The organism is Uliginosibacterium sp. sgz301328, from assembly GCF_041807905.1.
In the GTDB taxonomy this organism is placed as follows: domain Bacteria; phylum Pseudomonadota; class Gammaproteobacteria; order Burkholderiales; family Rhodocyclaceae; genus JBGVSA01.
In genome coordinates, this window is the sequence record NZ_JBGVSA010000002.1 from 33,055 (window position 1) to 50,833 (window position 17,779).

Genomic DNA, 17,779 nt, shown 5'->3' on the forward strand with positions numbered 1-17,779 from the left:
TACGGGAAGGCCGTTCTCGCTGGGTTTTGCGCCCGATTCTGCCGTGCGGTTAGACGTCGCCCGTGTGCGACAACGTGTCAAAAATTCACAATTGTTGAAAGTGGGAGGCGGGGGACAGAGCTTTTGTGGCTGAAGTCCGTACAGGCGGCCGGACAAAAAAAGGGCATGCGGGAGGACGCCGCATGCCTGCAAGAGTCGGGGGGTGAGGGGCCCCGACGGAGGAAGTGCCGCGACCGGCGTCGCAGCGAGTCTTTCAGCCTGCCGCTGAGCTCAACAGCGGCGTGATTTTCGAGTTGCGTTCGTCCTTGCTATCGGCGAGGGCTTCGATCTCGCCCGAAATGACGCCGCCCGATTCGATGAGCAGCTTGCCGTAGCGGATCTTGCCCTTCACCCGGCCGGTCGCATGAATGATGAGTTGCTGGCGTGCCGTGAGTTCGCCTTCGAAGACACCGTGGACTTCAGCAATATCGATGCCCACCTTGCCGGCGAACGCGCCTCGCTCGGTGATGCGGATGACGCGGCTGTCCATGGTGGCTTCGACGCGGCCTTCGACGATCAGCGTGTCGCAATCCAGGATTTCGGCGCCCTTGAGCTTGACGTCGGGACCGACAATGAGGCGGCTACCGGTGGGTTCAGGGCTGTCCTGCACGGGCGCGGGTTCCGCTGCCACGGGCGTTTCCGGTAGGCTGGGCGCAGCCGGCTCGGGGCGGATTTCGGCCTTGGGCACTTCGCTGGCCGGCATCGAAGGATATGTCGTCGCGCCAAGCTGGCCGGGGCGAGGCGAGCGGTCGGAGAGGTTGTTCGGATTTTTGCTGAGGACGGGTTGCTGCTTCGTGAACATGTTTTCTCCTAAGGTGGCGCGCGGCCTGCAAGGCGTGCCGCATCGCGGCCCTAATGGCAACCAGCGTGCCAGCACGGAAAAAACGTATGTGAAACAGTGTTTTGCGTTTGAAACGCACGACGCCGTGTTCGTCCGGAATCACTCGTGGCGTCGCCACGCGGCGTCGCTGTTTGAAGGACTTTTGCATAAGCCTATGAAAAACAAGCATTTCGTGGCGTCGCCTGGTGGCGACATGCTGCGAGGCGTGCAGCGAATCGCCGGGCGCGGCGTCTCGGTCCTCGCGGCGCTGGCGTGCGCAGCATGCGCGGGCGTCGGCCCCGGTTACTACTGGCAGGCGATGAGCGGCCAGATCGACGTGATGTGGCGGGCAGAAGACGTGCAGTCGATCGAACGTTCCCACGCGACCCATTCAGATCTGCGCGACCGCCTCGTCCTGGCGGAACATCTGCGCGCCTATGCGACGTCGGAACTTGGCCTGCCGGACAACGGCAGCTACCGGCGTTACGCCGACCTCCAGCGGCCGTATGTTGCGTGGAACGTCTTCGCGACGCCTGCGTTGTCGATGCAGCCGCACGAATGGTGCCTGCCCGTGGCGGGGTGCGTGAGCTACCTTGGGTTCTTCTCCGAGGCCGATGCCCGTGCCAAGGCCGACGAACTGCGCCGGCAGGGCATGGACGTCTACGTCGGCGGCGTGCCGGCCTACTCAACGCTGGGCTGGTTCGACGATCCGCTGCTCAATACCTTCATCAACTGGCCCGAGCCCGAACTGGCCCGCTTGATCTTCCATGAGTTGTCGCACCAGTTGCTCTACGTGAAGAACGATACGGAATTCAATGAGTCGTTCGCGGCCACGGTGGAAGAAGCCGGCGTGCGGCGCTGGCTGTCACAGCCGGGGCGCGAATCGATGCTGGCCCAGTTCGAGGCGTCGCAGCGGCGGCGCGATGATTTCGCTGCGCTGGTGCTCGACTATCGCAAGAAGCTCGCGGCCCTGTACGGCAGTGCGGCGAGCGATGAGGACAAGGCGCGCGGCAAGCATGATCTGATCGCCCAACTGGGTGCGACCTACGCGCGCATTCGTGACGAACGCTGGGGCGGATTCGCGGGCTACGATCGCTGGTTTGCGCAGGACATCAACAACGCCACGCTGGCTTCGATCGGCCTCTACCGCGGATTGGTGCCCGGGTTTTCCGCCGTATTGGCCGAGGAGGGAGCAGACCTGGGCCGCTTCTATGCGCGCGTCAAAAAGATCGCCGCGATGCCCGAGCCCGACCGCCGGACCGCGCTGGTCCAAGCCCAGCACGCGCAGGCCGCGCGCAACGCTGCTCAGCCGCCGCGTGCGCCGAACTTGTAACGCCCCTCGGTGGTGCCGCGAATGGTCTTGTCGGATGCGTCGGGAGGGGGCGGCATGATGCTGGCGTGGGTGGGCGTGGCGTCCAGCCAGCCCATCCGGTTGCGCATCTCCAGCGACATCGATACGAGTTCGATATCTTCGCTTTCCTCAGCGCGATCAAGCACTTGGTGGGCGTACTCGCTGTCCTCGAAGAATCGCTGCGTATTGAGGGAAATGCTCTGGTCCTGGCGGAGACGAATCTTCAGGCGGGCAATCAGTTGTATCAGCTGTGGATCCATCGTGAGCCTCTCGAAGGGGATGCCCTCCTCAAAGCAAGCGATATGCCGGATATGTCAAAAGTGATGAGCATTGCGGCCGCCCGGTTTGAGCCAGCGGCTTGTCCGCCGCGATCGGCGCTGGCACAGTGCGCATCCCGAATCCACTCGATGTCCAAATCATGAGTAGCCGTACGATTTTTCTCTGCCTGTTCATCATCGGAGTACTGTTTCTGCTGGCCAATTTCGGCATCATTCAGATTCACTACGTCGGCCCGATCATCGCGCGCTGGTGGCCGGCCCTGCTGGTCTTCTTCGGTGTGCTGGGGCTGATGAGCAAGCGCTGACCCCAACTGGAATCTTCATGCAGAACGAATACACCGCTCCGGTGCCGCCGGATAACCTGCTGCCCCACGCCAACCGCGACACTCAGCGGCAGGCGGCCCGACTGGCGCAGGAATCCTTCGGCGCGGCCTTTCGCCTCACGCTCGAAGGCAAGCCCGACAAGTTGCCCGTTGTCATCGACAAGCTCGCCGCGCACCTGCGCGAGTGGTCCGGGATGAGTACGGTCGACGGGCGTGCCGCGCGCATGGCGTTGCTCATGGCTGGACTGGATCAATGGGGCCTGGCTTTCAGCCAGACCTTCGACGCTGGTGGCATGGGGGGGCTGTCGTTGCTGCTGGGCAAGCTGCGCGACGCCATGGACGTGGCGGAAGAAGCCGCCTGCCAGCGTTTCTTCGACGACATCAACAACGACGAAGCCTGTGCGCTGGACTTCAAGGTCGAGCTGCGGCGCGAAATCCACCTTGCGCTCTGGCACGCGATGATCGCCTCCGAAGACCGCGACGAGGCGTTCGGCATCCTCGAACAGCTTGGCGCGATGATGCTGGCGCTCACGCGCACCATGCCGACGCTGGGCTGGCGCCTGCTGGCCGACGCGCTGGCCTCGGTGCAGATCCGTTGCCTGCAGCAGGGGCTGGCGCTCGAAGGGCTGGGTCAGGAGACCACGCAGCAACTCTTTGGCGCGGTGGCGCAGGAACTGCCCGAAGACCTGCGCGGATTGGTGATGGAGCAGGCTTCGCAGGCCGTGATGGCCTGGCAGCGGGCTCGACGCGAGAACGACGACCAACAGCCACAGGGCTGATCGGCGTCCTGCATGAAAAAACGGGCGGATCGTCCTGGACGGTCCGCCCGTTTGCTGTGTGTGTCCAGGGCCCGTATTCCGGGGCTGCCCGGTTCGTGCGCGCGATCCGCCGGCGCGGGCGGATCGACGCTCAGCGCATGGTGTAGCCGCGACCGTCCATGCATGCGTCCATGGCGCGCGCATAATCGTCACGCATCGAAGGCACGGCGTCGCCAGCGATGCCGCCATTGGGCAGGGTCGGATCGTAGCCCGACTGATTCACCGCCCATTCATAGCATTGGTAGCGATCTTCGTCCTGCTGCGCCTGCGATTGCCCGTCGCGCGGGTAGTAGAAGACCTTGTCCTTGGCCGACGCGACCACCTTCGGCGGATCAACGATCTGGTAGCCATCGGGCACGGCACGGTAGTACGTGTCACCGGCGTAGTAGTAAGTCGTGCCGCCGATCACGCGCGTCGTGTAGTAATCGGGCAACAGCGGAATCACCACGCCCACGGGGGGCGCGATCACCACGAAGCTCGAACGGTACGGCTGGTACCAAACACCCGACGAAAAATAGTAGTTCGCTCCACCGTGCCAATACACAGCGGGTGCGGCCGGCAACACATTCACCACCGCACCGCGGCGCGGATAGACCCGAGGGGCTCCCCAATGGACCGGAGCCGGCCCGGGCGCGGGCCCCCAATGAGGCATCGGCGCAACCGGACGTGGGCCGGGGCCCGGGCGCGGATCGGGCCGTACCACCGGTCCGCCTACCGGACCGGGATGGGGTCCCGCGTATCCGCCGGGAGCGGGGCGTCCCGCGTAGCCGCCCGGGGACGGTCTGCCGGCATAGCCGGGACCATCGCGTGAATCGATATTCGGACCGCCGCGTTGCGGGCTCCAACCTCGGGTTGGGCCGTCCCGGCGATCTCCGCGATCCTGCCCATCACCTTGGCCCGGGTTGCTGGGACGTCCCGGATTGTCCGGGCGCCCAGGGTTGTCGCGGCCAGGATTGTCGGGGCGTCCCGGATTGTCGCGGCCAGGGCCTCCGCCCTGATGGTCGCCGCGCCCTGCGCCGGATCCCCAGCCGCCATGCTGTCCGCCGCCGCCGCGATCCGGCGGGGCCGCCAGCGCCTGTCCGGCATGGGCGATGAACATCAGCAGCGCGCCGGCCAACCCCAGACGACGTACGTTTGCAGAGGTGGTGGGCATGATCGTTCTCCTCGTTGTTTTCGCCGTGCGCGTTCAGCGCACGTGGTAGCCGCGGCCTTCAAGGCAGGCCGTCATGGCACGTCGGTAGCCGTTGCTTTGCGCGCCGTAGCTGTCGCCGCGCCGCTGGATGGCGGCATTGCTTGCGTCGGCCGCGCGCTGGGCGTCCTGTTGCTGTGCCGAGTCGGCAGCCGCGCCGGTCAGTCCGCCGACGACGGCGCCGATGGCCGCGCCGGTGCCGGCGTTATGAGGGTTGGACACCGCCGCGCCGATGATTGCGCCCGTGGCGGCCAGAATGACGGTGTTGGCGTGATCGTTCGGGGCCGGTTCGACATAGGCCGGCGCTGGGGCCTGCTGGGCGTAGTTGGGGTCGAAGCCGCTTTGATTGACGGCCCAGTTGTAGCATTCGAAGCGGTCGCGGCGCGTCTGCTGCTCGGTCTGCCCGCGCGCCGGATAGGCATAGATCGGTGTTTCGGTGCGCGCTGCCGGGGCGGGCGCGTAGCGCGACGGAGGCGGCGTTGCACACCCGGCCACCACGACGGCAAGCAGGGCGGCGGCGGGTGTTGCGAGTCGCAGAAGCGTGTACATGTCGGATTCAGATAAAGGCAGGGCCTTTCCGCATAGTCGTGGACGGTCGGTGCCGCCGCTGTAAGCGACTGTGAGGATTTGTATCCATGAGACGGCCATCCTCTGACCCAGCGCAAGATTGACACCAGCACAGCGAAAATTCCTGCCGCTCATCGTAAAATTGCGGTTTTGTTACAACAGACCCCCCTCAATGTTTTCGCGACTGATGCCCCGGGAAGGGCGATTTTTTGAGTACTTCGATGCCGTAGCCGTCAAGGTGGTGGAAGGCGCACGTGAGCTGGTGGCCTTGATGGACGATATATCCCAGCTTGAAGCGCGCCGTCACCGCATCGACACGATCGAAAAAGAAGCCGACGTGATCACTCACGACACGCTCGAACTCCTTCACAAGACCTTCATCACCCCAATTGACCGCGAAGACATCCACAGCCTCGCCACCCGCCTGGACGACATCCTCGACCTGGCGCAGGCAAGTTCGGCGACGGTCTACGAATTCGACATCCAGGTCCTGACGCCCGAAGCCAAGCAACTGGCTGAGATCAACCTGCGCGCGTCCGAAAAGGTGCGCGACTGCGTGGCCCTGCTGTCGAACATGGAAAACGCGCAGAAGATCCTCACGCTGTGCAAGGAAATCGGCCGGCTCGAAGACGAGTCCGACCACATCACCCGGACCGCCATGGCGCGTCTGTTCCGCGAAGAGCCCGATGTGCGGCAAGTCATGAAAATGCGCTCCGTGTACGAGCGCCTCGAAGACATGGCTGATCGTTGCTACATCGTTGCCACCATCATGGAAGGCATCGTGTTCGAGAACGCGTAAGGCGTTCCACACCGGCTCTCAACGGAAACCACGATGACCTTTCACATACTGCTGCTCATCATCCTGATGGCGCTGGTGTTCGACTTCATGAACGGGTTTCATGATGCGGCGAACTCCATTGCGACGGTGGTTTCCACCGGCGTGTTGCGTCCCCAATGGGCCGTCCTCTGGGCGGCCAGTTTCAACTTCCTGGCTTTCTTTCTGTTTCCGCTCAACGTGGCGGCGACCATCGGCAAGGGCACCATCGATCCGTCCATCGTCGATCATTACGTGATCTTCGGCGCACTCATCGGTGCCATCAGCTGGAACGTCATCACCTGGTTCTACGGCATCCCGTCCAGCTCCTCCCACGCGCTCATCGGCGGCCTGTCGGGTGCCGCCGTCGCCAAGGCGGGCACCGGCGCGCTGGTTGGGTCGGGCCTGCTCAAGACCGTCGCGTTCATCGTCATCTCGCCGTTGCTGGGCATGGTGCTGGGCTCCTTGCTCATGCTGGCGGTGTCGTGGGTTTTCGTGCGCAGCACGCCGCGCAAGGTCGATCGATGGTTCCGGCGCCTGCAACTGGTGTCGGCCTCGCTCTACAGCCTGGGCCATGGCGGCAACGATGCGCAGAAGACCGCCGGCATCATCTGGATGCTGCTGATCGCGGCGACTGCCTCGCACGCCGAAGGGCTGCCGCACTGGATGCACGCCGACGCGGATCACTTCCCGTACTGGGCGATCGTGGCCTGCTACATCATGATCGGCGCAGGCACCATGTTCGGTGGCTGGCGTATCGTCAAGACGATGGGGCAGAAGATCACCAAGCTCAAGCCGGTCGGTGGCTTCTGTGCTGAAACGGGCGGTGCGATCACCCTGTTCCTCGCCACCGCGCTGGGCATTCCGGTATCGACGACCCACACCATCACCGGCGCCATCGTCGGCGTGGGCGCCACCAACGGCATCAATGCCGTGCGCTGGGGCGTTGCCAGCAATATCGTGTGGGCCTGGCTGCTGACGATCCCGTGTTCCGCCTTCATCGGCGGACTAGCCTGGGAAGTGGCCCGCCGCATCCTGTAATCCGGCGCGCCCGGCGGGCGCCTGCGGCGTCCACCGTATTTGTGCGGATTGAATCCATGCATGGCCCGTGCGTAAAGTGCGGGCCATGTGTTTTTCAAGCTCCGCGCAATGCCCGCCGCCATGCGACTGAACCCCCGACTGTTCCTGCTCGGTAGCGTGCTCGCCTGGCTGGCCTGCTGCGTTCTGTTCGCCGCCTGGCTCATCGGCAACGAGCGCAGCCGTACGCGCGACGATTTCACCACGCAGGCGCGCATCGCCTACAGCATCCTCACGCAGCGCGCCGAGCAGCAGGAGGCGGTGCTCGCCTCCCTCGTCGCGCTCGAACACGCCATGCCGGGTAACGCACCGGTGATGAGCAATTTCGCGCTGTCGATCCAGCATGGCTACCCGCAGCTCGTCAGCGTTGAACGCTATGGGCGCGAAGACACCGGTTGGCGGATGTTCTCCACCAACGGCGGCGCAGCCGCACCGTCCCGGCAACTGGATGCCGCAGCCGATCAACCTGGCGGCACCGCTGGCACCCAGGTCGCCGTGCTGGATGACGGTTACCGGCTGTTCCGTGCCGCCGGCCACGACGTGGTGTTCGCGCTGCGCGTCTCGGCGCCTGCGCTTGCGGAACTGGCGCAGTCCGGCGCGCCAAGTTTCCAGTCGGTGCAGATGCGCACGGCAGACGGACGCACGCTATGGCGTTATGAACACCCCGCCGCGTGGAGCCCATGGCCTGCGCTACAACTGGAAAAGCAGCTCAACACGCGTGGGCAACCGTTCGTGATGACGGCCACGCATGCGCCGCTCGGCGCCGGCGTACCGTGGGGCCGGCTGGTGCTCGGTTGGTCCATACTGGGCGCTGCTGCCGCGCTGGCCGCGTGGTCGATGGCGCAATACCGGTCGCGCACGCTGGCGCAACGCCAGTTGCGGCTCGCGCAGGCCACGCGCATCAACGCCATGGGTGAGGTCGCTGCCGGCATCGCGCACGAACTGAACCAGCCGCTCACGGCCGTGCTCGCCAACACGCAGGCCAGCGTGCGCTGGCTCGAAGACGATCCGCCTGATCTCGTGCGCGCGCGCGAAGCCGCCAGCGGCGCTGTGCAGCAGGCGCGGCGGGCCGGCGCGATACTCAAGCGCCTGCGCGAGTTCATCTCGCCGCATACCGGTGCGGCAGAGGCCGTGGACCTCAATCGTGTCGTCGACGATGCACTCAGCCTGATGAGCGAAACCTTCCGGCAGCGGCAGATCCGCGTCGTGCGCAACATGGCGCCGAATCTGCCGACGGTGGCAGGGAGTGCGGTGGCATTTGAGCAGGTCATCGTCAATCTCCTGCTCAACGCGGCCGACGCGCTGCTGCACGTGCCCGCACCGCAACGCGCGCTGCATATCGACAGCACGCTCGACGGCCCGCAGGTCGTGGTGGTGGTGCGAGACTCCGGCGGCGGGCTCAATGCCGAAGCGCTGGCGCGCGTGTTCGAACCGTTCTACACGACCAAGGAGGGGGGCATGGGGCTTGGTTTGACCATCTGCGAGAGCATCATCCACGAAGCGGGCGGCACGCTCGGTGCCGCCAACGTCGATGCCGGCGCGGCCTTCACCTTGCGCCTGCCTGTGGGAGCCGCCACATGAACCAGCAATCGCCGGTGGTGTACCTGCTGGATGATGACGACGGTGTGCGCGGATCGCTGTCGATGCTGCTGTCATCGGTCGGCTTGCGCGTGCAGGCGGCCGCCAACGCCGAGGCGTTCATCGCCAGTTTCGATCGCGACGCCATCGGCTGCCTGATCCTGGATATCCGCATGCCGGGGGAGTCCGGCCTGCAACTGCTCGAACGCTTGCCCACGCTGGGCGTGGATCTGCCCGTTGTCATGCTCACCGGCCACGGCGACATGGCCGCCTGCCGGCGCGCCTTTCGAGGCGGTGCGATGGAATTCCTCACCAAGCCGGTGGACGAAGACGCGCTCATCGACGCGGTGCAGGCAGCGGTGCGCACGCACATTGCCAGTCGCGAACGTGGCGCCGTCACGCGGGCGGCGCAGGAGCGCCTGGCGCGGCTGACCGAGCGTGAGCGTGAAGTTCTCGTGCATATCGTCGATGGGCTCTCCAACAAGCAGATCGCGCGCAGGCTCGATCTGTCGCCGCGGACGGTGGAGACGCATCGGGCGAACCTGTTCGAGAAGCTTGGCGTAGATTCCCTGGCGCAGTTGGTGAGGCTGTATCTGGATGGGGTGAGGGGATAGCGGGCGGGGCTTTTGCGAAAGACCCTGACCGCTGAGCCGACAGTTTCGAGCGGCCCTTGTGCCCATGCGTGGGTGCAGCGTTGCTGGGCGGAAGAGCGGAGCGTCATCCGCCATTGCGGCCCATTTGTGCAGCGGTGAAAGGCCCTTTCTCCCCATGAAGGAGCTCTAGCTCCACGCACATCGAGGTGCGAGCCATGGGTGGCCCCATTTGAGCCGCCAAGCAACGCGGACAAGTCAGGTCGCCCGCGTAGTGCGTCGGCGAGGACTGTCTGATGAGCGCAGCGACGAGTTCCGCAGCCGCCTGACTTGAGGAGTAGCGCAGGGGACCCACCGTAGGTGGGCGGCGATGCTGGGGTCGGATCGACGGTTACTTTCTTTTCGAAAACAATAAAGTGACTCGGCCGCCGGGACGAACTCCCGGCCGTCGAACATCGGCAGTCATCACCACCGTCGATAGTCGGAAGCCCACGCAACAAGAAGAGTCGTTCTTCCCATGCCACATCACGATCACATCTCCGCTGTGGCCACGCCATCGCGAGAACGTGGCGGCTCAGGCAAGAAGCGCCACAGTACTCCGTCCGTATTTGTACGGACCCCTCTCCGCTATCGCTGCGATGTTCGCGCGCCGAGGCGATCCTTAAGATTCCCTCCATCGGTTGCCCCGCAACCGCACCCCGTCACCCAACACAGAGGAGAACCCTCATGCGTCATATCGCCATCGCCACGCTCGCCGCCGTCGGCATTGTCAGCACGTTGCCTGCCCAAGCCCAGGTCCGTACCGAGAAGAACATTTCGCTCGCTCTGGCCAGCGAGATCGCTGCCGCCAGCGTCGAAGCCTGCACGGCCAAGGGGTACGCCGTGACGGCGACCGTCGTCGATCGTGCTGGCACCGTCCGCGCTGTGCTGCGCGCTGACAATGCTGGTGTGCACACCGTGGATGCCAGCCGCGCGAAGGCGTACACCTCCGCGTCCACCCGCACGCCGACGGGGACGATCCTGGAAAACGTGCAGAAGACGCCTGCGGCCCAGTACCTGCCGAACATCGAAGGCTTCCTGGTGGTGGCGGGTGGTGTGCCGATCAAGAGCGGCAACGACGTGATCGGCGCCGTGGGCGTCGGCGGCGCGCCCGGTGGTCATCTGGATGAGCAGTGCGCAGCCGCTGCGCTCGACAAGGTCAAGGACAAGCTGATCTGAGCGACGCAGTGTTCGTCCGCGGCGCGATGCCGCGGACGTCTGCACTACCGTTGCTGCGCGACCCGCTCGGGATGCGCGGCAGACGCCGTTGCCGCGTCGTCGAGCAGCTTGTGCACGACCGTCAGCGTGCGTGGGTCGCTCAGCACGCCCACGTGACTGCCCTCGACGCCAACCAGTGCGGTGGCGTCGTCCTGCGCTTCGACGCGCAACTGGCTGGTCAGGGCGATGGTGCCGTCGCCCCCCTGATTGGGCAGGTACGAAAACAGCAGATAGTGTCGCACGCCGGGAGGAAGGCGGACCCGCGTGTGGGCCTCGTCGTCGCGGTAGAAAAGGCTGTCGAGGAAGTCGCTGCGTGGCGCGATGTCGATCCACGACCATACCGGCGTCGGAGCGTCGCGCACGCCGAGCGCGGCGGATGCCACGCCATCCCACGGGCCTGCCACGGTGATGAACAGCGGTACAAAATCGTCGCTGATGGCGTGCAGGTGCATCAGCATCGCGCGTGAGACCAGCGTGCCCATGCTGTGCGAGACGACCATCGCCTCCGGGAAACCATAGCGCAGATGTACCTCGTGCATCAGTTCGGCAAGGCGCCTGGACAGCAGTCCGAGCGGAATGCCGGATGGGTAAAAGACCACCCACGGCTGAAAGCGTTTGGTGTCGAGGTTGCCGATGAGATTGCGGAAATCCGTCGGTGTGCCGCTCAGGCCGTGCACGAAAAGCACCGGGATCTTCTTGGGGTCGTAGTCCTGCAGGAAGTAAATGCCCATGCGGGCGCGCTGGATGAAGTCGTAGGGCCGCCACAGGCCCATGGTGGCCATGGTGCGCGAAAAATTCGGGTCGTCCAGCGTGGTGATCTGGCCAGCCGTCAGTGGCGCGGCAGCAAAAGTCTGCCCGAGCTGCTGCTGGTCTTCGCCGATGCGCATGCTGAAGAAGTCGACACTTGCCTCGCCGACATCCGGTATGCCGTTGATGACGACGTTCTGCACGATCTCTTCGCCGCGCCCGGCGCAGTGCACACTTTGCTCGGCATTGGGCACGTAGGCCGGTTCGCCCGCGTCGTAGCTGAGGTTGCTGTTGAGGTCCTGCACGGCGACGACGGCGTAATCGCCGGCGACGGCGCTGAAACCCCATTGGTTGGTGCGCGATAGCACCGAGAAGTCATAGACCTGCCAGTTCTCCCGCTCCAGCGGTGTGCCGTCGACATGCCGATACAGCGCCACGATGAGCGGCGCGCGCGTATTGCCGGCCTTCTTGTCGGCCAGTTGCACCGCGACCGTGCCGCCGATCTCGCAGCGAGCGGAAAGCTTGGCTTGCTGCGTGCCAACCTGGAAGAGGGCGCAGCCCGATAGCGCCAGGGAAGTCGTCAACAGGATCGCGAGCTGGCGGAAGCGTGTCATGGTCATGTCGTCACGATGAGATCGTCGAAGCATAGCGTGGCGCATTCTCTGTTCCTTGCTCTGGATCCGACCGTGCGCGGCGGACATGCGCCCCAAAGCCCGCCTCGCGCTTCATTGGCGTTACGGCTCCCAGGGCGAGTTGCCCGGCGACGGCCCTTCGGCCAGTTCCGATGGATCGACGTAGCGCGACAGGTCGACCTGATCGATCTGCTCCTGCGGCAGGTAGCGGCGCGCGTATTCGAGATACACCCCCGAGGTGAGGAATAGCGTGAAGAGGTCGGCGTCGATGTGCCGCTCGTCGCGCATGCGGGCCATGATCTCGACTGCTTCCGATAGCGTCTTGCCGGTCTTGTAGGGCCGATCGGCGGCGGTGAGCGCTTCGAAGATGTCGGCGATCGCCATGATGCGAGAGCGCGTGCCCATTTGGTCCGCGGTGAGCCGGCGAGGGTAGCCTGTGCCGTCGAGTTTCTCGTGATGGCTGCCGGCGATGTCGACCACGCGCGATAGATGCTTGGGCCATGGCAGGCGCGTGAGCATGCGGATGGTTTCGACGATGTGCTCGTTGATCTTGTAACGCTCTTCCGGCGTGAGTGTGCCGCGCGGCGTGGACAGGTTGTAGAGCTCGCCACGGTTGTAGAGATTCTCGGGGACCGCCATGCGGATGCCCCACGGGTTGTCGGAGGCGATGCGTTCGCGGCGCGGGCGCGCAATGATGTGCTCGGGCCGATCGGCCAGCAGCGGTTCGAGCGTCGGTACGGGGTGGTGGTCCGAGGCGAGCTTGCGGGCGAGTTCGTCGTGCGACAGGCCCAGGCGATCGTCCAGCGTGCGCGTCCACATGCGGCGACCGATACTGCGTAACCGCTCGACGTCGTTCGGTGCCATGAATTCGCCGCCGTGATTGCTGCGCGCCACGAAGGCGAATTCCTCATCCAGTTCGGCCCACGATTCCTGCAGCTCTCGCAGGCGCGTCGTGCGCTCGGCGCCGTTGGCGATATCGCGCCAGCAGGCCACTTCGGCTTCGCGCTTGAGCACCTCGAAGCGCATGCGTACCTCATGAATGCGGTCGTAGAGCGTTTCCAGCTTGGTCGCCTTGTCGACGACGAATTCCGGCGTGGTCACCTTGCCGCAATCGTGCAGCCACGCGGCGATGTGCAACTCCTCCCACTGCTCGGCGCTCAGGCGGTAATCCTTGAACACGCCAGTGGTGGCATCGTCGGCGGCATGCGCCAGCATCTTGGCCAGTTCGGGCACGCGCTGGCAGTGGCCGGCCGTGTAGGGATTCTTGGCGTCGATGGCGCCGGCAACCAGTTGGATGAACGACTCCAGCAAGTCTTTCTGTTCTTGCAGCATGCGCTGCGCTTCGATGCTGACCGCGGCGAACGACGCCACCGCTTCGAGCAGGGAAATCACGTCCTGCGGCGACGTGTGGCGGAATACCGCTTCGTCGTAGCTCATGATCAGCACGCCCAGGGCTTCGCCTCCGCGCGTGCGCAGCGGCACCGACACCAGCGCCTGTTCCCGATCCGTCGGCAGATTGGGATACCACGATTGGGCGCTCGCTTCGGCCGCCGGAATGTGCAGGCTGCCGGAGCGGACCGCGCGCACGGCAGGGTGACCCGAATCGAAATCGGGGAAGATCGGCGTGGCCGGCGACATGATGAGTGTTTCGCCGACGCGGGCAACGATCGGCAGCAGGCTCTTGTCCGGTTCGAGCAGGTAGATCACGCCGCCGCTGGCGTGGGTGAGCTGGCTGGCTTCGTTCAATACCAGGTCGAGCAACTTGTTCAGGTCGCGTTCCGAGGCCAGCGCCTGCCCGACGTTGAGAAACTTGCGGATGGTGGTCTTCATGCCCGCCATCGACTGCGCGAGGTCGTCGATTTCGAGGATCGAACTCTTCACCGACGGGCGCTCGTCGAACTTCAATGCGCGCACGTGTTCGGCTTCGGCGGTGAGCAGGTGCAAGGGGTGCGAGGCAAGTTTGGAGAGCCACCATGTCATCAACACGGCAATCACCACGGCGATCAGTGCGGCAATCAGGCCGCGGTCGCGGATGGCGTCCGCGTCCGAGAGCAATTCGCTCATCGGGGCCGCAATGGCGAGATAGATCGGCTCGCCTTCTTCGGTCAGGCGCGAGACGGTCGTCTGCCAGTCGTCGCCTTCGGTGTGGAGCGCGCGCGGACGCCCGTCGCGCTGCGCCGGGTCCAGGGCGAGCAACCCGACCAGCGGATTGACCATGGTGCTGGCGCGCGGCAGGTGGGGCACGCCATTGGCGTCGACGGTGACCTCGGCGTCGCGATTGGACGTCGACAGGACTTCGCCTTTTTCGTTGAAGACGAAGACCAGCGAATTTTCCGTGGGCTTCAGCCTGAGGAGTGTCTCTGACAGCGTCGCCAGCGTGACATCCACCGCCGCGACGGCGCGGCCGTTCTGCGAGCGCTGCGCGAAGGTCGCGCCGATCTCGCGCGTGGTGAAGAACAGGTAGGGTGCCGTGACGAAGAGGCCGCTGCGCTGATGCGCCTCCTGGTACCACGGTCGCGTGCGCGGGTCGTAGAGGTAGTCGGCACGATGCCGATCGGCCAGCAGCCCGAGGTTGGCGTCGAAAAACAGGAAGCGCCCCGTCATCTCGCCGTTTTCCATCGCGCGGCTCTGGATCAGGAAAGCGCTGTCCTTTGGCGCATCGAAGGATTGCGCCAGCGCGCTGTCGGGCTGCAGGCGCCGCAGCAGGAAGAAGTCCCCCGAGTCGTAGCCGATGTAGATCGCCGAAATGCTCGGCCCGTTGAGCAGCGACTGCGCCATCAGCGGCAGTTGTTGCAGCCGCGCGGGCAAGGTCGACAGGTCGGCGCTGCCGGCCTGCGCAAGGAGACGCGCTGCGCCCACAGCAGGCCGGTAGGCCGCGGCGATGTCGGTGCGGATACGCTCGGTGATGTGTTCGAAGAGGGTGGCGGATGCCGACAGCAGCATCTCGCGCGTCTGCTGGTATTGCTTGGCGACGAGTATCGTTGCAAAGCCGATCAGCAGGCAGAGGAACAGTGCCGCAATGTAGACGCGCAGCCGGTACCGGCGCATGCGCTTCAGTGCAAAAGCCATCTCGAGCTCCCGCGGCAGCGACGGACGCCGCCGGCCGCCTCTCATTTTCGGGGATGCCTTCGCGATCCGTCGCGAAGACTCACTTCGCCAATCCGGAAACCTCGCTTTGCCGGCATGCCTGATGCATGTGCGGCATACGTCTGGATGTTCTTGCTGCAATCGCCCGTCGTGTTGTCAGCCCAGGCTTTGTGTATCGCTCGGTGGACGAGACCGATGCCCCGCTATCTTGCAGCATTTTCGAGATGTTGGCGGAACAGCTCGATGAATGCGTGAGTTTTTTCCGGGGTATGCCGTCCGGGTGGATATACCGCGTGTATGCCGCCGGCCGGCAGCGTCCATTCGGGCAATAGCCGGACCAGTCGGCCAGCGGCGACGTCCTCGCGCGCCGCGATGTCGGCCACTGCCGACACGCCCGCGCCGCCACGCGCGAGCGCAGCCAGCGCCTGCGGCGAGTCGGTGCGCAGCGGCGCACGCATGCGCACCTCGACGGTGCGGTGGGGACCCTCGAAGCGCCATGACAGCGGGCTGCGCAGCAGGCTCAGGGCGATCCAGCGGCGTTGCGCGAGGTCTTCCGGTTGCAGGATCGGGCCGGTCTCGGCCAGATACGTGGGCGAGCAGACCACCCATTGCTGGAATTCCCCCAGCCGTGTCGCCCGCAGCGATGAATCCTTCAGCCACCCCATGCGCAGCGCCACGTCGATGCCGCCGGCCACGAGATCGACGACTTCATCGGTGGCGATCAACTCTATCTGCATCTGGGGATGCGCCCGCGAGAAAGCTGCCACGGCGGGCGCCACCACCGTCGTCGCGAAATCCACGGGGGCGGTCAGGCGCAGTGTGCCGCGCAGTTCGTGGCGCGTGCGGGCTGCGCGGGCGAGAGCCTCTTCCGCCTGCCTCAACAGCGGTGCGCATTCGGTCAGCAGATCGGCGCCGGCCTCGGTGGGCACTACGCGGCGCGTCGTGCGCGACAGCAACGTGACGCCGAGTTCGGTTTCCAACCGTTTGACCTGCTGGCTGACCATGGCCTTGGTCGTGGATAGCCGCTGCGCTGCGGCGGTAAAGCTGCCTGTTTCTGCTACGGCGACGAACATGCGCAGGCGATTGAGATCCATGGTCATTGTCGTGTAATCGATAACAATGAATTATGAATCGACTCGTTTATCTATCCAATCGAATCGTCGATCATTCACATCACCTACTGAACACAACGCCATATCAACTGGAGTCAATCATGAAAATCGCCCTCATCGGTGCCACGGGTTTCGTCGGTTCGGCCGTCCTGCAAGAACTGCTCTCGCGCGACCATCAGGTCACGGTCCTCGGTCGCAGCGCGGACAAGCTGCCCCGGCACGCCAACCTCGAGTTCGTCCAGACCGATGCCTACGACGCGGACCAAGTGGCGCGCGGCGTAGCGGGGCAGGACGCAGTGGTCAGCGCTTTCAATCCGGGCTGGGGCAAGCCGGATATTCGTGCCTTGTTCATGAAGGGGCACAACGCCATCGTCGCCGGTCTCAAGCAGGCGGGCGTGTCGCGCTTCATCGAAGTCGGCGGCGCCGGCAGCCTGTATGTCGCGCCCGGCGTGCAGGCGCTCGATACCCCGCAGTTCCCGGCCGAATGGCGCGAAGGGGCCGAAGGCGCGCGTGATGCGCTCAACAGCCTGCGCGACGAAAAGCAGCTCCAGTGGACCTTCGTTTCGCCCGCCACGCTGCTGCAGCCGGGCGAGCGCACCGGTACGTTCCGTCTCGGCGGCGACGATTTCATGGCCGATCCGGCCGGCGGCCCGGGCCGCATTTCGACGGCCGACCTGGCGGTGGCCATCGTCAATGAACTGGAACTGCCGCAACACGTTCAACAGCGCTTCACGCTGGCGTACTGAGCGTCGCGGGGCGGTATCGCCGCCGTCGAATGTGTAATCAATGATCAGATGCGGACGATTGCCGGCCGGAAAATGCGACAATCGTTCGCTCCCTAGTGTTAAGCAATAGAAGGAAATGTCATGAGCCAGGCGCTCGACGATCGTTCGCTCGATCAACTGTTCCGCACCGCACGCACTTACAACGGTTTCAATTCCGCTCCCTTGCCCGCCGACACGGCCGAACGCCTGTACGAGCTGATCAAGTGGGGGCCGACCTCCATGAACGGCCAGCCGGGCCGCTTCGTATTCATCACCTCCGACGAAGGCAAGCAGCGCCTGCTGCCGGCACTCTTGCCGGGTAACGTCGAAAAGACGCTGGCCGCGCCGATGACGGTCATCGTGGCCTACGACACGCGCTTTTTCGAACACCTGCCGCGTCACTTCACCGCCTACGATGCGCGTCCGATGTTCGAGAGCAACGCTGCGCTGGCCGAGTCCACCGCCTTCCGCAACAGCTCGCTGCAGGGCGCCTACCTGATGATGGCCGCCCGTTCGCTGGGACTGTCGGTCGGCGCCATGTCGGGCTTCGATCCCGCCAAGGTCAACGAGGCGTTCTTCCCGGATGGTCGCTACAAGGTGAACTTCCTATGCAATATTGGTGTCGGTGACGACACCAAGGTGTACCCGCGCGCGTCGCGATTCGAGTTCGACGAGATCGCCGAAGTCATCTGATCGCGTCGCGACGGTTACTGCACCTTCCGCCCGCACCGCTGGC

The 17,779-nt window shown here is 64.9% G+C and carries 17 protein-coding genes; 10 read left to right on the top strand and 7 right to left on the bottom strand.

Translation table 11 applies throughout. The features are described 5' to 3' along the window. Nucleotides 1-253: 253 nt before the first annotated feature. Entirely contained in the window at nt 254-841 is a 588-nt protein-coding gene (locus ACDA63_RS01585; protein WP_373661409.1) for a polymer-forming cytoskeletal protein, read from the bottom strand. 193 nt (nt 842-1,034) lie between these two features. On the opposite strand from ACDA63_RS01585, the gene ACDA63_RS01590 reads away from it, so the two are divergent. Beyond that, entirely contained in the window at nt 1,035-2,192 is a 1,158-nt protein-coding gene (locus tag ACDA63_RS01590; RefSeq protein WP_373661410.1) for an aminopeptidase, read from the top strand. Here ACDA63_RS01590 and ACDA63_RS01595 read toward each other — a convergent pair. Then, complete coding sequence (locus ACDA63_RS01595; protein ID WP_373661411.1) at nt 2,165-2,470, bottom strand: hypothetical protein; 306 nt, start codon at nt 2,468-2,470, stop codon at nt 2,165-2,167. The two genes, ACDA63_RS01590 and ACDA63_RS01595, sit on opposite strands and share 28 nt — an antisense overlap. A gap of 158 nt (nt 2,471-2,628) precedes the next feature. Between ACDA63_RS01595 and ACDA63_RS01600 the strand changes: the two genes are divergently transcribed. Together ACDA63_RS01600 and ACDA63_RS01605 are read left to right on the top strand one after the other, a co-directional pair. Next, a complete protein-coding gene (locus ACDA63_RS01600; protein WP_373661412.1) occupies nt 2,629-2,793 on the top strand; it encodes a LiaI-LiaF-like domain-containing protein in 165 nt (54 codons plus the stop codon). A 17-nt stretch (nt 2,794-2,810) separates the two neighbouring features. After that, nucleotides 2,811-3,590 (top strand): hypothetical protein, encoded by a 780-nt coding sequence (locus ACDA63_RS01605; RefSeq protein WP_373661413.1) that lies wholly within the window; start codon nt 2,811-2,813, stop codon nt 3,588-3,590. 130 nt (nt 3,591-3,720) lie between these two features. Here ACDA63_RS01605 and ACDA63_RS01610 read toward each other — a convergent pair whose 3' ends face one another. After that, on the bottom strand, nt 3,721-4,782 hold the full coding sequence (locus tag ACDA63_RS01610) for a DUF6515 family protein (RefSeq protein WP_373661414.1): 1,062 nt from the start codon (nt 4,780-4,782) through the stop codon (nt 3,721-3,723). Between the two features lie 33 nt (nt 4,783-4,815). Then, on the bottom strand, nt 4,816-5,367 hold the full coding sequence (locus ACDA63_RS01615; protein ID WP_373661415.1) for a YMGG-like glycine zipper-containing protein: 552 nt from the start codon (nt 5,365-5,367) through the stop codon (nt 4,816-4,818). A 190-nt stretch (nt 5,368-5,557) separates the two neighbouring features. Between ACDA63_RS01615 and ACDA63_RS01620 the strand changes: the two genes are divergently transcribed. From ACDA63_RS01620 to ACDA63_RS01640, 5 genes are all read left to right on the top strand, one after another. Next, on the top strand, nt 5,558-6,184 hold the full coding sequence (locus tag ACDA63_RS01620) for a DUF47 domain-containing protein (protein WP_373661416.1): 627 nt from the start codon (nt 5,558-5,560) through the stop codon (nt 6,182-6,184). A gap of 33 nt (nt 6,185-6,217) precedes the next feature. Then, nucleotides 6,218-7,240 carry an anion permease gene (locus ACDA63_RS01625; RefSeq protein WP_373661417.1) on the top strand — a complete coding sequence of 341 codons (1,023 nt, stop codon included), beginning with the start codon at nt 6,218-6,220 and terminating at the stop codon, nt 7,238-7,240. Nucleotides 7,241-7,360: 120 nt separating this feature from the next. Next, nucleotides 7,361-8,857, top strand: coding sequence for a sensor histidine kinase (locus tag ACDA63_RS01630; protein WP_373661418.1), 1,497 nt, complete (start codon nt 7,361-7,363; stop codon nt 8,855-8,857). After that, nucleotides 8,854-9,468, top strand: a complete 615-nt coding sequence (locus ACDA63_RS01635; RefSeq protein WP_373661419.1) for a response regulator transcription factor — start codon at nt 8,854-8,856, stop codon at nt 9,466-9,468. The genes ACDA63_RS01630 and ACDA63_RS01635 overlap by 4 nt, the downstream gene beginning before the upstream one ends. A gap of 702 nt (nt 9,469-10,170) precedes the next feature. Beyond that, complete coding sequence (locus ACDA63_RS01640; protein ID WP_373661420.1) at nt 10,171-10,662, top strand: heme-binding protein; 492 nt, start codon at nt 10,171-10,173, stop codon at nt 10,660-10,662. Between the two features lie 44 nt (nt 10,663-10,706). Here the strand turns inward: ACDA63_RS01640 and ACDA63_RS01645 are convergent, their stop codons facing one another. The 3 genes from ACDA63_RS01645 to ACDA63_RS01655 form a co-directional block, all read right to left on the bottom strand. Next, entirely contained in the window at nt 10,707-12,062 is a 1,356-nt protein-coding gene (locus tag ACDA63_RS01645; RefSeq protein ID WP_373661421.1) for an esterase/lipase family protein, read from the bottom strand. 120 nt (nt 12,063-12,182) lie between these two features. Further along, a complete protein-coding gene (locus ACDA63_RS01650) occupies nt 12,183-15,149 on the bottom strand; it encodes an HD domain-containing phosphohydrolase (protein WP_373661422.1) in 2,967 nt (988 codons plus the stop codon). Between the two features lie 221 nt (nt 15,150-15,370). Then, nucleotides 15,371-16,261, bottom strand: a complete 891-nt coding sequence (locus ACDA63_RS01655; protein ID WP_373661423.1) for a LysR family transcriptional regulator — start codon at nt 16,259-16,261, stop codon at nt 15,371-15,373. Between the two features lie 119 nt (nt 16,262-16,380). On the opposite strand from ACDA63_RS01655, the gene ACDA63_RS01660 reads away from it, so the two are divergent. Then, nucleotides 16,381-17,025, top strand: a complete 645-nt coding sequence (locus ACDA63_RS01660; RefSeq protein ID WP_373661424.1) for an NAD(P)-dependent oxidoreductase — start codon at nt 16,381-16,383, stop codon at nt 17,023-17,025. A gap of 120 nt (nt 17,026-17,145) precedes the next feature. Beyond that, nucleotides 17,146-17,736, top strand: a complete 591-nt coding sequence (locus tag ACDA63_RS01665; protein WP_373661425.1) for a malonic semialdehyde reductase — start codon at nt 17,146-17,148, stop codon at nt 17,734-17,736. Nucleotides 17,737-17,779: the final 43 nt, after the last annotated feature.